9 protein-coding genes and 2 pseudogenes are annotated in these 14,275 nt (G+C 70.4%); 8 read left to right on the top strand and 3 right to left on the bottom strand.

The genetic code is table 11. The features are described from left to right. The first annotated feature begins 275 nt into the window (after nucleotides 1–275). The 6 genes from KUM32_RS31330 to KUM32_RS31310 all read left to right on the top strand — a co-directional run bounded on the left by KUM32_RS31330 (nucleotide 276) and on the right by KUM32_RS31310 (nucleotide 8,568). Nucleotides 276–1,241, top strand: coding sequence for a trypsin-like serine protease (locus tag KUM32_RS31330; protein ID WP_217145344.1), 966 nt, complete (start codon nucleotides 276–278; stop codon nucleotides 1,239–1,241). Nucleotides 1,242–1,927: 686 nt separating this feature from the next. After that, nucleotides 1,928–2,149, top strand: a complete 222-nt coding sequence (locus KUM32_RS31325) for a hypothetical protein (protein ID WP_217145343.1) — start codon at nucleotides 1,928–1,930, stop codon at nucleotides 2,147–2,149. A 512-nt stretch (nucleotides 2,150–2,661) separates the two neighbouring features. Continuing rightward, entirely contained in the window at nucleotides 2,662–2,985 is a 324-nt protein-coding gene (locus KUM32_RS44070; protein ID WP_254406409.1) for a DUF6233 domain-containing protein, read from the top strand. 108 nt (nucleotides 2,986–3,093) lie between these two features. After that, nucleotides 3,094–6,948 carry a helix-turn-helix domain-containing protein gene (locus KUM32_RS31320; RefSeq protein WP_217145342.1) on the top strand — a complete coding sequence of 1,285 codons (3,855 nt, stop codon included), beginning with the start codon at nucleotides 3,094–3,096 and terminating at the stop codon, nucleotides 6,946–6,948. 239 nt (nucleotides 6,949–7,187) lie between these two features. After that, nucleotides 7,188–7,877: a CHAP domain-containing protein gene (locus KUM32_RS31315; RefSeq protein WP_217145341.1), complete on the top strand. Its 690-nt coding sequence runs from the start codon at nucleotides 7,188–7,190 to the stop codon at nucleotides 7,875–7,877. A gap of 181 nt (nucleotides 7,878–8,058) precedes the next feature. Beyond that, nucleotides 8,059–8,568, top strand: a complete 510-nt coding sequence (locus KUM32_RS31310; protein ID WP_217145340.1) for a hypothetical protein — start codon at nucleotides 8,059–8,061, stop codon at nucleotides 8,566–8,568. 117 nt (nucleotides 8,569–8,685) lie between these two features. Here KUM32_RS31310 and KUM32_RS31305 read toward each other — a convergent pair. Next, a pseudogene (locus tag KUM32_RS31305) lies at nucleotides 8,686–9,701 on the bottom strand (zinc-binding dehydrogenase). Between the two features lie 100 nt (nucleotides 9,702–9,801). Here KUM32_RS31305 and KUM32_RS31300 point away from each other — a divergent pair. Further along, nucleotides 9,802–10,131: pseudogene (locus KUM32_RS31300) on the top strand (LysR family transcriptional regulator); the annotation flags it as partial. A 320-nt stretch (nucleotides 10,132–10,451) separates the two neighbouring features. Here KUM32_RS31300 and KUM32_RS31295 read toward each other — a convergent pair. Together KUM32_RS31295 and KUM32_RS31290 are read right to left on the bottom strand one after the other, a co-directional pair. Beyond that, nucleotides 10,452–11,036 (bottom strand): dienelactone hydrolase family protein, encoded by a 585-nt coding sequence (locus KUM32_RS31295; RefSeq protein ID WP_217145339.1) that lies wholly within the window; start codon nucleotides 11,034–11,036, stop codon nucleotides 10,452–10,454. Between the two features lie 609 nt (nucleotides 11,037–11,645). Next, nucleotides 11,646–12,533 (bottom strand): alpha/beta hydrolase, encoded by an 888-nt coding sequence (locus KUM32_RS31290; protein WP_217145338.1) that lies wholly within the window; start codon nucleotides 12,531–12,533, stop codon nucleotides 11,646–11,648. Between the two features lie 148 nt (nucleotides 12,534–12,681). Here KUM32_RS31290 and KUM32_RS31285 point away from each other — a divergent pair, with 148 nt between their 5' ends. Next, nucleotides 12,682–13,554, top strand: a complete 873-nt coding sequence (locus KUM32_RS31285; RefSeq protein ID WP_217145337.1) for a helix-turn-helix domain-containing protein — start codon at nucleotides 12,682–12,684, stop codon at nucleotides 13,552–13,554. The last annotated feature ends 721 nt before the right edge of the window (nucleotides 13,555–14,275 follow it).

The raw sequence follows: 14,275 nt of genomic DNA, 5'->3' as shown, positions 1-14,275 counted from the left end.
TCGCCCCGCCCGGTCTCCGCGACCACCTCATCGATCAGTTGCGGCGGAAACGCCCGCGTCAGCACCCCAATCGCAATCCGGTCCGACAACCGCTCACCCGCAGGCGACTTGACCTGCCCCACCCTCGCCACACCACAACCAACGAGAGCAGGCCAACTAAGTCACCGGCATTGGGGCTAGCCCCACATCGACCGACCGGTTGCCCGGATGGTGCGGCAGGTTTCGGACAGCAAGGCTGAATGCATACGGATCCACCAAGCAAAAGGGAACCCTCTGTGTTCAGCTTCAAGTCACCGAGCCGCCGTACCTCCCGCATCTCAGCAGTCGGCGCTCTTGTGGCCGCGGCCTGCGTCACGGTCATGGTCGGCAGCGCCGGAGCCATCGTCAACGGGTCGGACTCCACCGAGAGCTACCCGTTCATGGCGACCATCCCGGAGTCGGCCCCGGACCAGGGCCTGTTCGACGGGAACTGCGGGGCGTCGCTGATCGATCAGCAGTGGGTGCTGACGGCGGCTCACTGCCTGAAGGTCGAGGGCATCAAGCTGGACGGCATCGTGCGGGTCGGCAGCGACCACCGCAAGACCGGCGGCACCGTCCGGAAGATCGACCGGACCTTCGTCCATCCCGGCTATGTGAACGGCGACAACAAGGCCGCCAACAAGAACGACATCGCGCTGGTACGCCTGGACCGCCCCGTCGCCCAGCAACCCATCAAGATCGCCGAGCAGGCAGGACGGCCCGGCACGCCGACCCGGCTCCTGGGCTTCGGCACCACTGTCGACACCGAGTTCAAGTTCCCGGACCGGCTGCAGGAGCTGAACACCCGCAGGGCCGCCGAGTCCGAGTGCGCGCCCGGCTACGCGGACCGGACCCGGCTGTGCACGATCAGCACCGTGCCCAAGGCCATGGCGTGCTCCGGGGACTCCGGCGGACCGCAGGTCCAAAGGGGCCGGGACGGCCACTGGGAGCTGATCGGCGTCACCTCGGGGCCCGGCGCCCCGAAGGTACCGTGCTCGGAGGGCCCCGGCCTCTACACCAGCGCGCCCGCCTACGCGGGCTGGATCGACAGGACCATGAAGACCCACAGCGCTCCGTCGACTGCGGCCAAGGAGCCCGACCTCACCGTGACCGGCACGAACGACAACACCGCGGCCATCGTCGGAGTGGCCGCCGCGCTGATCACCGCCGGAGGCGGCACCGCCCTCGCAGTACGCCGCCGCAAGACCCGCCACGCCGCCTGAGCGAAACCGCCGCAGCCCAAAGGCTGCCTCCTCGCCAGGGGTTCTCCTCGTCTCCGGTGCTCCGCGTCCGTGGGGCCCGCCGGGACGGTGACGGTGCCCTGGTGGTGACCGGATCGCTGTGACCGGTCCCGGGCAGGGCGGCTGCGCCGTTGCCCAGGGGGTCGCCGTCCTGCGGTGGCACGGCGTCTCACTCGCACGAGCGGGCCCTCGCGCAACCTGCTGGAACCCGGCGGTCAGACTTCGCTGGGACAGGCCAGTGTCAACGAGCCCGACGCGACCGGCTTCCGCATCGCCATCTACCTGCGCCGGGTCGACGACGCCGAGCGCAACGACAGGCAGCTCACCCCGACAGCCGCCGCGAACTCGGCTTCCACGTCACCTGGAGCGGCATCGACGAGCCGTAGACAGCCCGACGGCCTCGGCTGCGGCAGGCCATCACATGGCCCGGTCACGGACTCGCCTGGCAGGCTGCGCGGCGAGTTTGTGGCTGTGTCGGCCTCCGTATCCGGATCAATGACGGTGAAGATGCCGCAGTTCCGTGTGCCTTGGTGTTCGCGATCCCCGGTCGTGCTTCGATCGCCCCCCTCACGGGCGGTCTGGCGTCCAGAGCAGGTCAATGCCGGTCGGGGGCTGTGACACTCGGGTGGCTGCGGGAGGACCTGGCCATCGGGGCGGGAGCCGTCCGCATGCTTTCCGCCGACCAGGGGAGAAGCGTGCCGAACGAGTTGAAGTACGGCGACCAGGTCCACCTGCAGAACGGCTACAACACCTGGGCGGGCGGTTGCCTGGACACCAACGGGCACGCGACCGCCGACCGGAAGAACAGCGGCGGCAAGTACAACGTCTCGACGGCCAAGGACCAGGACCGCGCCCCCGGACTACGGCCGGCAGGCACCGTCGTGCGGTGAGAAAACGGCTCGGCACACACGGTGGGTGGCGTTCGTCCGGCTGGTCGCGGCTGTGTGCCGCCCTTGAAGAGCGCCGAGAAGACCAGTTGATTCCCGGGTTCGAGGACGTGACAGCTCGGGCCGCGCGGAACACCATCTCGGCGCCACCCCCGCTCAGGTCGCACTGACCTGGGCACCGACCAGCCCACCGCCGGCGGCCTGTGAGGTCGGCCCCGTCACGGGCGTGCGGCAGCCGCCGCCGCATCCCACCGTTCGGCGAAGCCGATGTTCAGGCCGGGGAGACGGTCCCGTACGACGGCACTGCCGAGCTGGGGTACGGCACCTGGGAACACGCCTCCGTCAGCCACGCCCCGACATGTGGCGAGCCGCCCCCCACCGGTCGAGGTAACCGAGCTCCGCATCGGGCCGCCAGGCACCGCACGCCCCGACCCGTCGGCAAGGACCAGCAGCGCCCCGTCCCGGCCGATGCCCTTGCTGCGCCTGCCCGCGTTCCAGCAGCCGCCGACCTGGCCATGATCGGGAGGCGCGTCCGGGTTCAGGACCTGTTCCAGGAGCCGTCGGCGACGCAGTGGCTGATCGAGCACGCGCTGAACGGACGGTCCCCGGCCCATGTCCACGTCGGCGGCTGCTGGAGCAGCGGAAAGCGCAGCCGTGGCGTCGCCCGCAACCCGGCCTTGCGCGCCCTGACCAAGGGCGTCGCGCCCGGCCCGCAGTGCCGACCGGACACCGAGCTCGGCCTGCTGGACCGCGCCGGGCCCTCGGGCCGGCCGAGGGCCCGGCGAGAGCCGGGTCCAGTGCCTCCCGCACCCGGGCCGACGAAGCCGCGTCACGGATGACCTGACCCGCCACACCTCCCTCACCATGAGCGGGCACAGGACGTCACCCGTTCGGCTGTACCTCCCCCGTGGCAGACACCTTTGCCGCGCCCACGCAATGAGCAGGGCGTGAACATTCCCACAGATGGTGGACCGCACGACGACGCGACGCAGCGGGCCGTCGCCCCCGGGCAGGAGCTGAGACGGCTACGCCTGCGCAAGGGGCTCTCCCTGGCGGGGCTCGCCGAGCGGATCCATTACACGAAGGGCTACCTGTCCCGCGTCGAGAACGGGAACCAGGCCCTCACTCCCGCCGTGGCGCGGGCCTGCGACAAGGCCCTGGAGACCGGCGGCCTCCTGGATCGCCTGACGGCCGCGGCGGTTCCGGAGCAGCGCCGACGGGTGCGTGAAGGCGAGTGCCCGTACCGAGGGCTCGCCGCGTACGACACGGCCGACACGTGCTGGTTCTTCGGCCGGGAACGAGCCACGGCGGCCCTGGTCCAGGTGGTGACCGCGCGGCTGGGCGGGGGCGGTCCGACGATGGTGGTGGCCGCCTCCGGCACAGGGAAGTCCTCGCTGCTGAGAGCCGGGCTGGTACCGGCGGTGCACCGTGGAGCGCTCCCCGTGCCAGGCTCGCACCGCTGGCCGGTTCTTGTCACGCACCCCGGCGGCCGCCCTGTGGACGGCTTACTGGCGGAGGTCTCCCGCGCGCTCCGGGCCGACCCGGCGGCGCTGCGGTCCGCGCTGGAGAGCAGTCCGCGCCATCTCGCCCGGCTCGTGCACGGCCTCCTCGGCCAGAACCCCTGGGAGGACGAGGCGCGTCTCGTGCTGGTCGTGGACCAGTTCGAAGAGGTCTTCACCTTGTGCCAGGACGCCGTCGAGCGCGACCTGTTCATCCGCGCCCTGCACGCCCTGTCGACGCCACACGACCACCGCACCGGAGACGACGACGGCACGGAACGGCCGAGCGGTCCGGCCGCTCTCGTCGTCCTGGGCATGCGCGCCGACTTCTACGGCGCCTGTCTGGCCCATCCGGAGCTCGCTGAAGCGCTGCGGGACGGGCAGCTCCCGCTGCAGCCGATGTCTCCCGGCGAGATCCGTTCCGCCGTGGCAGGGCCGGCCGAGCGCGCGGGACTGGAGCTCGAACCCGGACTCGTCGAGGTGATTCTGCGGGACCTCGGTGCCGTCGCGGCGCAGCAGAGCGCCGACGAGAGCGCGCCGGGGCCCGGCGGGCCGGGTGTGCTGCCCCTGCTCTCACACGCTCTCCTCGCGACCTGGCAGGAACGTGACGGGACGCGTCTGACCGTCGGGGGCTACGAACGGACCGGCGGCATTCTCGGCGCGGTGGCTGCCACCGCGGAGCAGGCCTACGGGCGCCTGCCCGCAGAGCGGAAGGAGGTGGCCCGTGCCGTCGTGCTCCGTCTGGTCAGGGTCGACGGGGACGGCCGCGCCACCCGCCGTCACGCCACTCCGCGCGAGCTCACCCCCGCAGGCTGCGGGCAGGCGGAGGACGTCGTCGAGGAGTTCACCCGCGCCCGTCTGCTGACCGCCGACCACGACCGGATCACTCTCGCCCACGAGGCCGTGCTGCGCGCCTGGCCTCGGCTGCGGCGCTGGATCGACGCCGACGCCACTGCCCTGCGCGCATGGCAGCAGTTGCGGGAGACCGCCCGGCAGTGGCATGCGGAGGACCGCGATCCCGCCTTGCTTCCCCGGGGCAGCCGTCTGGTCACCGCTCAGGAGGCCGCCCGGCATCCTCTGGTCGCAGTGGGGGAGACCGAGCGGGCGTTCCTGCTCGCGGCACAGGCCCAGGAGCAGGGCGAACGGGAGCGCGAGCAACGGCGCACACGCCGCCTCCACCAGCTGCTGGTGGCCCTCGCGGTGCTGCTCGTGATGGCTCTCGCCAGTACCGGCCTGGCCGTGCACAGCAGCCGGCAGGCGATCAAAGGGCAGCGCATGGCACGTCTCGCGGAGAAGCTGGCCCTGCTCGGTGTGCCCGACATCGGCGAGAACTCGGAGGCCACCATGCTCCTGGCCGCCTCGGCCTGGTCGACCGCCCCGACCCGCGCCTCCCGGAGTGCGCTGCTGAGCACGCAGGCCAAGCCGTACAAGGGATCCATGGAGGGCCACACCCGCCGGGTGCGCGCCGTCGCGTGGACGGGCGACGGCCGGCATGTGTTGTCGGGAGGGGCGGACGGCACGGTCCGTATCTGGGACAGCCGCTCGCACCGGCAGGTCAGGCGGATCGATCACGGTGAAGCCGTTCAGGCCGTCGCCGTCGCCCAGGGGACGGGGAAGATCGTCTGGGGAAACGCGCAGGGGGAGCTGACGACGCTCACCGGTCCGGGCGGGGAGCAGGCGCTGCTTCCCCACCGGCACGGCCGGCGGGTGACGGGGCTGGCCGCTTCCCGGGACGGGCGAACGGTGCTCTCCGTCTCCGAGGACGGCACGGTCGGGCGTCATGACCTGACCCGCCCCCACGCCCGGCCGGTCCGTGTCGATCTCGGTCACCCGCTCTACTCGGTGGCCCTCACCTCCGACGGCAGGCGCGCCGCGGTGGCGGGGAGAAACGGCCGTCTGTGGCTGCTGGACCTAGCGGGCGACACGTCCTTGGAACTGGACAACGACGGGAGTGACAGCATCTGGGCCCTCGCTTTCACCCCGGACGGACGCAGGCTCGTGGCCGGTGAATGGGACGGCGACGTCTCCCTCTGGGACACCGGCGGCAGGAAGAAGGAGGCGACCTTCGCCGGGCTGACGGACTCGGTGGTCGACGTGACGGTCTCCCCGGACGGGCTCCATGTCGCCGCCTCCGGTCACGAGGACGTCGTGGCCGTCTGGGACCTCGCCTCACACCGGCTGCTCACCACCCTGGTGGGTCATCAGGGCTTCGTCTGGGGAACCGAGTACTCGCCCGACGGCCGTACCCTCGCGACCGGCGGTGACGACCGGGTCGTCCGGCTGTGGACACCCACCGGCACGCTGGGGCTGCTCGAGGGCGGCGAGCCCTGGCTGGACGCACAGCTCTCCCCGGACAGCCGTCACCTGGGCCTCGCCGGACAGGACGGCTCCGCACGCATCCTCGACCTGCGCACGGGCATGGCACGCCGCCTGCGGGGAACGGACGACGCGCACGCCTCAGTGCACGCGGTGGCCTTCAGCGACGACGGAACCCGGTTCGCCGCCGCCGACGAGAGCGGCCGCGTCCGCGTCTGGCGCACCGACGACCCGCGGCGTCCGCCCGGGCCTCCCCTCGCGCAGTGGCGGGCGCACAAGCGCGCCGTCAGGTCGCTCGCCTTCCGCCCCGGGCACCGCCACATCCTGGCCACCGGCAGCGACGACCACACGGCTGGGCTGTGGAACCTGGCCGACAGCGGAGCGGAGAGGCCGACCCGGCTCCACGTCCTCGACGGTCACTCCGACGGCGTGCAGGGTGTCGCCTTCCTGGGCGAGGACACTGTCGTCACAGCGGGTCTCGACAGCGCGGCCAACGTCTGGGACTACACCGACGCCCGTCTGCGGCGCAGGTTCACCCACGGCGCGCCGGTTCTCGGCGTGGCCGCGGGGCCCAAGGGCCTGCTGGCCACGGTCAGCTGGGACGACACGGTGAGGCTCTGGGACCGCGGGCCTGAGGGCCGCCCGCGCGTCCTCGCCGGCCATACCGGTGGCGTCTTCACGGCCGCCTTCAACCGGTCCGGCACCCGGCTCGCCACCGCGGGCCAGGACAACACCGTCCGCGTCTGGGACACCTCCGACGGGCGGCTTCTCCACACCCTCGAGGGGCACCGCCTCACCGTCCGCTCCGTCGCCTTCCTGGGGGAGGACGGGCCGGTCGTGTCCGTCTCCGAGGACGGCACGATCCGCCGGTGGAGCCTCGACGCGCAGCAGGTTCTCCGCCAGGTCTGCCGGGTCGTCGGGGACCTCGGCGAGAGCCGGTGGAGGCAGCAACTCCCTCAGGTTCCCTACGAGCCGGGCTGCACGTGACCCGGGCCGACGGGACGTCACCCGCATGCGCATCGTGGGAGGTCAGCGGGGGTTTCCCGGATGCCCTGACGCAAGAGGAAACCGCCCAACGCTGGATCCCGCTCACCGCCGGTGCCGAGACTCGAGTTGCGCCGAAAGCCGCGGGAGCCCCCGGCCACTACGGCGTGACACCCGTCCTCCGACGCCTTGTCAGTCAGCTTCGGCAGCGTGGGACGAACATTCCAGAAGGAGCGAACATCATGGCCAAGTCCGCCACCAGGCCCGTGTCCGGGAGCACGCGTATCGTCGCGCTCGCCCTCAGCGCTCTGCTCGCCGGCGGCCTCGCCGTGTCCCAGGCCCAGGCCGCACCCGCCAGTGCGACGGCTACGGCGGCAACGGGGGAGAAGTCCGCCGCCCCCGCGTCGTCCCTGGCCCTCACACGCCAGCAGATCGTCTCCAGGGCCGAGCACGCGCTCAAGACGCCCACCAAGTACAGGACGGCGAAGAACGGCCCCATCAAGCTGAGCACACCGAAGGGCAACAACAACTACCTCGGCGGCCACAACCTCAACGTCTACAACAACTACAACGGCCAGGCCTGGTGCGGGCACTTCGCCGCCGCGATGTGGGGCAAGCAGGGCGTCCCTGCGAAGTACGAGGCCTCCCAGCGGTGGCGTACCCACATGGGCAACCGGTTCCACCCCTACCGGGTCAACAGGCTTCCGCAGCCCGGCGACGTCCTGGTGTGGACCAACACCTCCAACAGCGCCTTCGGTCACGTAGGTGTGGTCGTCTCCGTGAAGGGCCGGTCCGTCACCACCGTCGAGGGCAACGCCGGTACGGGCACCGACAGTGTCACCCGCCGGACCTACTCCTGGGACGACAAGCGCGCCACCGGCGGCCCGTACCTGCCCAACAAGAAGTTCGCCGGATTCGCCTCCGCGCGGTAGCCGGCCCAAGGCCACCGGCGCGGGCCGGTCTCCCACGGCCGGCCGTCCGGGCCGCACTGTTCGACCACCACCGGATCTTCAGCCGGGGCCGCTCGTCCGAAGCGCCCCGCCTTCCCGCCCGCGCCGGACGCCGCGGACACCCCGCGGCGTCCGGCGCCCCTTCCACCCAGGAGCAGCAACCATGCAGACGAAGTCCCTCGCCCCGAACCGTGCCTTCCTCTCCGCTCTCGCCGCGGCTGTCGTCCTCAGCGGTCCGCTCGCGGCCACCGCGGACGCCGCTCCCGCCAAGTACCAGACCCACGCCCAGGCGGCGGCCGTGCTGAAGCAGGCCGGCATCAGCTGGTCGTCCAGCGGTGGCTGCTCCAACCGGGAGAACAGCCGCTGCACATCGTTCACGAAGATCAACAAGGCGACGATCGCGGGCCTCGTGTCGTTCAAGAAGGCCAGCAGGTGCGCCGTCCGTGTCACCGGCGGCACCGAGCGCGGCCACGCCTCGGGCACCTACAGCCACTACAACGGATACAAGGCCGACATCGCGCTCAACAGCTGCGTCAACAAGTACGTCACCAGCCGCTTCAAGCAGGCAGGCAAGCGGAGCGACGGCGCCACCCTGTACAAGTCCCCGGCCGGCAACGTCTACGCCCGCGAGGGCAACCACTGGGACATCACCTACTACAACAGCCGCGCCTGAGCGACAAGCCGCGCCGGACGCAACCGGGTCCACCACCTGCGGGCGGTGGACCCGGTCGTCACTTGCTGTGCCGGCCGGCGTTCCGGCATGTTCCGCGATACCGAGTCGGGTGTCAGCTCAGGACGGGGATTCCGTACGGTCCCGCACGATGATCTTGCCGGTGTTCTCGCCGCGCAGCATTCCCAGGAACGCGTCCACGATGCGCTCGAAACCGTCAACCACCGTCTCGTCCAGAGCGAGCCGGCCGCTCTGCAGATGTGGCACCGCGAACTCGTACAAGTCCTCCTGCACACCGCGGTAGTTGCTGACCAGGAAACCTTCCATGCGGATGCTCTTCTCCACCATGTCCGGTAGTCGAAGCGCGGTGGCGGCGCGTCTGGGGTGTTGTACTGGCTGATCGTGCCGACGCGGACGACGCGCCCGAACTCGCGCAGTGCTCCCATCGCCGCGGCCAGCTGCTCGCCGCCGACGTTGTCGACGAACACGTCGATGCCGTCCGGCGCGGCCTTGCCGAGCAGGTCGGCGGCGGGCCCGTCGTGGTAGTCGAAGACGGCGTCATAGCCCACCTCCCGTGTAAGGTGGGCGGCCTTCGCTGCCGAGCCCGCGCTGCCCACGAGCCGTCCGGCGCCGAGCAGTCTGGCGAACCGCCCGGTCGCCGTGCCGACCCCGCCCGCCGCTGCTGACACGAACAGATCCTCGCCCTCCTGGAGCCGGGCGATCCGGGTGAGCCCCACATAGGCGGTCAGGCCGGTGCCGCCGAGGGTGCTCAAGTACGCGGTCAGGGGCACCCCTTCGAAGCGGGGCAGCTGTCGGACCTCATCGGGCCTGACCGCCGCATGCGTGCGCCAGCCCTGCCGGTGGAACACGATCTCGCCCTCAGCCAGACGGGGCGTGCGCGAGGCGATGACCCGCCCGATGGTGCGGCCCTCCAGCGGTGCGTCGAGCGCGAAGCCGCCGGGCACGTCGTCCATCATCTCGCGGTGGTACGGGTCGACGGACCAGTAGAGGTTCTCCACGAGCGCGCTGCCGACTACGGGTTCCGGTAGCGGGGACTCGATGAAGGCGAAGTGCTCGGCGGTGGGAAAACCGTGGGGACGGGCGATCTGGTGCACGGTGAGCGCGGTCTCGTTCATGACCGGACCGTAAGGCGGGAATGCGCCACCTGGGCAGCCGGTTGAGCTCATGCGACAGACCGTTCCATGAGCAGTTCTCATATCTCGAGGTGAGCGCCCCGTGGCCCGCACAACCGACTCCGATCTCACCCCGCCCGAACTGCGCGTCCTGGTCGCGGTCGCGGACACCGGCGGCTTCTCGGCCGCGGCCGAGACACTCGGCCTGACTCAGTCCGCGGTCTCCCACTCGGTGCGCGGCAGCGAGCGCAAGATCGGATCCGTGCTGTTCGACCGCGGCCGCACCGGCGCCCGCCCCACCCCCGCCGGAGACAAGGCCGTGGCGTACGCCCGTCGCATCCTGCGCCTGCTGGCCATCCTGAACACCGAGGCGCGCGGCGCGGCCCGGTCCGACGCGGCGGAGGGGCCGCTGCGGATCGCCGCCTTCCGCAGCGTGTGGGCCTTCCCCACAGCGAGGCGGGATCAGGTCGAGTGCGTGAGCGCGGACCCACCTGGGGAATCAAGCCCAGCAGCTCCGAAGCCACCCTGAGCACCGCATGGGGAGGTATGCAAAGAGCGCGATCACCAGCGGGGGGCGTCTGCGACGGCAGGCGCCGGGCAGGGGCGTGACGGCGGCGTAGGATCCCGGGGTGGCACGCACGTTCGAAGAGATCTTGTGGAGCTGGAGCGGCAGGCCGAGGCGGCGCGCGCCCGGTATGTGGCGTCCCCCGATGGTGAGACGCGCACGGCCTGGCGGGACGTCCAACGCCTTTGTCAGGACCTCTTAATACGGTCGAGGAAGCTGAGCACTCGATGGTTGACCTGCATGGCGGCCTGTTCGTCGTAGGACGGGAGGCTGCTGTCGGTGAACAGGTGCCTGTCGCCGGGGTAGAGGAACAGCTCGGCGTCGACAGCCGCCCTGGCAACCGCGCGGGCGGCGTCCACGTCGCCCTCCCCGGCGAAGAACGGATCTGCGTCCATGCCGTGAATCTGGACCGGGACGTCCTGAGGCCAGGCGCCGCCGAACTCCGAGACCGGGACGCATGCCTCGAGCAACAGGGCGCCCTTTGCACCGGGGCGAGTCTGGGCCAGCTTCTGCGCCGGCAGGACACCGAGCGAAAATCCGACGTAGACGAGCTCCGCAGGCAGCCCCTCGGTGGCGGCGGTTCCACGCTCGATGATCGTGTCGAAGCCGGCGTTCTCGGCGTAGCCCATGCCGTCCTCGAGGCTGTCGAATACCTTCCCCTCGTACAGGTCTGGGGCGTGGACGGTGTGTCCGGCCCGTCGCAGGTGCTCGGCGAACTCGCGAACGCCGGCGGTCAGCCCGTGTCCATGGTGGAAAACCAGCACCTCAGCCATGTTGCTCCCCTCGTGCCGCGGTGCCCAGGCGGCACCGCTGGCACGAGTATGGCCCGCAGCACTGACATCCGCGGGCCCGGCCGGACAGGATCAGGTCGGTGGTCCCGGTTCGGTGAGGCGGATTTCGAGGCCGGCGACTCGCCGGTCTTGGAAGGGCAGGTTCGAGCGGGTGGCCTTCAGCCGCTCGTCGAGGGTCCGGCGTCATCTCCGGGCCGAGCATCAGCCGGGAGCCCGGCGGCGGGTGCCGTCGGGGACGAGCTGGATGCGGTTGACGCAGCCCCGCCGCAGCAGCACGTCCGCCACGGCACCTGGCGGATTACTGTAGCTCCGAGGCCGACTGTGACGGGCCGGGCCTCGGTGCCCCGGACCGCCTGGATCTCAAGGAGGTCTCGGACGCCGGCTGATCCGCAGACGAGGGGATCGCGTTCCTCGACTGCGGCGACGCCCCGGGCACCGTGCTCCGGCCCTCGGCGTTCCTCACCGGGCGGCTCAACGCATGTTCGCGACACTTGGCAGCCTGACCCTCGCCGGGCACATCCCACCCTGACCAAGGGATCTACCCGCAGCGCGGACGAGGCGTCCGCTGGAGGGCAGCTCACGCTCGCCGACTCAGGCGAGGTGCTTGCTGAAGAACTCGACCAGCTTGGCGACGGCAGGAGTCACGTACTGGTCGCGGTCGTACAGATCGACGTGGGTGGCGCCGTCGACGAGGAACAGCTCGGCGTTGCCGGGACTGTCGGCGACGGCCTTCTCCGAGAACCCGCGGGTCACCGCCTCGGTGCCGGCAATCATGAGCAGCGGGCGAGGCGCGATCTTGGCGACGTCGGCGAAGGAATCGAACTGGTCGAGGAGATCCGCGCTGCGCACGACCACGTCTCCCGTGGAGCGCGGGTGCCTGCCGCGGGGTGTCTTGTAGTAGTCGACGAACTCGGCCGTCGGGGCGGGGGTCCCGGCATCGGTCTTCTCCGGCAGCACAGCAAACGTTGCCGCGGGCTCGCCGGCGGCCTCGGCGCTGCGCAGGTTCCCGGAGTTCGCCACCATCTGCTGCCAACCCTCGGGGTCGGCGCCGCGGAAGAAGCTGGGAACGTCGGTCCCGGAGACGCCTGCCACGGCCTTCATGCGGTGGTCCGTCTGGGCGGCGTAGGGCACGTAGGCGCCCGAGCCGCACACGCCCATCACGCCGATGCGCTCCGGATCGATCTCGGGACGCGTGGTGAGGTAGGAGACCGCCGCGCGGAAGTCCTCGGCGCGCTGGAAGGGGTCCTCCAGGCCGCGGGGCATGCCCTCGGACTCGCCCTGGAAGGCGGCGTCGAAGGTCAGGACGGCGAAGCCCTCCTCGACCAGGCGCGTGGCGTACACCGCCGGTGACTGCTCCTTGACCCCGGTCGTCTGGTGGCCGATGACAATGGCGGCGAGCGGGCCGTCGCTGTCCTCGGGAAGGTAGAGGTGGCCGGCGAGCTGCAGGCCGTTGGTCGGGAATCGGACGTCAGTCCTCATTTTCTGCTCCTGGGGGATCACTGCTGGCCCGCGATCTGCGGGCCTGTATCCACTGTCCGGCCGACGGCCGAGGCTCGGGAAGGTCGGGCTGCTTCCTAGGAAGGATCTCTCCCAGGCAGAGTTTTCCCCTCGGTGCCATGCTGGAGGAGTGACTGATTCCGCGCACCTTCGTGAGCTCGGTGAGTTCCTCAAGCATCGCCGTGGTGAGCTCACACCGGCGCAGGTCGGGCTTCCCGAGCGCACGCACACCCAGCGCCGTGTGCGGGGGCTGCGCCGTGAGGAAGTGGCTGAGCTCGCCGCGATCAGTACGGACTACTACGTACGCATCGAGCAGGGCCGACTGGCACCGTCGCCGCCGGTGCTTGAGTCCCTCTCGCGGGAGCTGCGGCTGGACGGCGACCAGCGGACGTACGTGGAAGGCCTGGTCGGCCAGGCCGCGCGGGCCGGACACCGCAAGACGCCGCGTCGGTCCTCTCGCCCCAAAGTGCACCCGCACCTGACCCGGCTGCTCGGCCAGCTCACCAGTACACCCGCCATCGTTTTTGGTCCACGCCTTGACATCCTCGCGTGGAACCCACTGGCAGCGGAGCTGCTGTGCGACTTCGCGGCTGTGCCCGAGTCCGAGCGCAACTACGTCCGCATGGTCTTCACCGACCCGGTGATGCGCGAAATCTACCCGGAGTGGGAAGACGTGGCCCGCACATGCGTCGAAGTCCTGCGGATGGAAGCCGGAACGAAGCCGACCGATCCAGCCCTTACAGCTCTTGTGGGCGAGCTGGCCGTGGCCGATCAGCAATTCCGGGTCTGGTGGGCCGAGCACCGTGTCGCGCACCAGGACTTCGGCAGCAAACGCATTACCCACTCCCTCGCCGGCGAACTCACCCTCGACTGGGACACCTTCCGCTACGCCGGTGCACCAGAACAGCAACTCGTGCTCTGGTCGGCCGAACCCGGCACCTCGGACGCGGAACGACTGGCCGATCTGGCCCACGGCACGGCCCAGAGTCCGCAACCTTCGTGAGCACCACTGCGACTGATCTACGAGGAGCAGTGGATCGTCGCCTGAACAAGGGCGACGGCAAGCCGTGGGGCCTGGGCTGATACAACAACTCCGCGAATTCTTCTACCCTCCCTCGCGGGACCCGTTCATGACGGACCCTCGTCACGCCGCAAATCCCCAGAACTGGCCGTACCAGGAGGAGGGGAACCTCACCCCGGAAGCGTGACAGTTCCGCGAACGGATCCTGTCGGACCGCATGATGCAGCAGACTCATCCCCACGGCCTTCGTGCTGAGCGTGTGTGTTCCTTGGCCGGAGCACATGCTCAGCCTGAGGCCGCCTGTACGTACGGCAGTTACCAGACCGAGTGATCAACCGAGCATTCCATGAGGCGCAGTTCCCCGACCACTGTCCGCCACGGCCTCTGGACCATCACCCCGTCCGGCCCGACGAACCGCACGTCCACATGGCGTGAATGCACCCTGCCCCCTCTGCCGAACCCAGTGGTCCACCGCACGCAAGCAGCCCTTCCGCCTATTGAAGAACGGCTCGGTATGTCTGCGCAGAGCGCAGACATACCGAGCCACACAATGCGGTGAAGCATCCTCTGACCAGCCTCGACACACATCTTGCCTCTGATACCGCCACCACTGACTGCCGATCAGCACGCGTGCCAGGCCAACAGTTGACCTGCCCTCATGCGCACCAAGGCGTCTGCTTGAACCAGTGCTGCGCTCAGGGTG

The sequence above is a fragment of the Streptomyces sp. AC627_RSS907 genome, from assembly GCF_019049165.1.
Note: the sequence above shows the minus strand (reverse complement) of the source record. Positions and strands in the feature narration are given on the sequence as shown.

Coding starts and splice junctions, on each gene's coding strand:
- KUM32_RS31325 (WP_217145343.1), top strand. CDS start 1,928: ATGCTTTCCGCCGACCAGGGGAGAAGCGTGCCGAACGAGTTGAAGTAC.
- KUM32_RS31315 (WP_217145341.1), top strand. CDS start 7,188: ATGGCCAAGTCCGCCACCAGGCCCGTGTCCGGGAGCACGCGTATCGTC.
- KUM32_RS44070 (WP_254406409.1), top strand. CDS start 2,662: ATGATCGGGAGGCGCGTCCGGGTTCAGGACCTGTTCCAGGAGCCGTCG.
- KUM32_RS31295 (WP_217145339.1), bottom strand. CDS start 11,036: ATGGCTGAGGTGCTGGTTTTCCACCATGGACACGGGCTGACCGCCGGC.
- KUM32_RS31310 (WP_217145340.1), top strand. CDS start 8,059: ATGCAGACGAAGTCCCTCGCCCCGAACCGTGCCTTCCTCTCCGCTCTC.
- KUM32_RS31290 (WP_217145338.1), bottom strand. CDS start 12,533: ATGAGGACTGACGTCCGATTCCCGACCAACGGCCTGCAGCTCGCCGGC.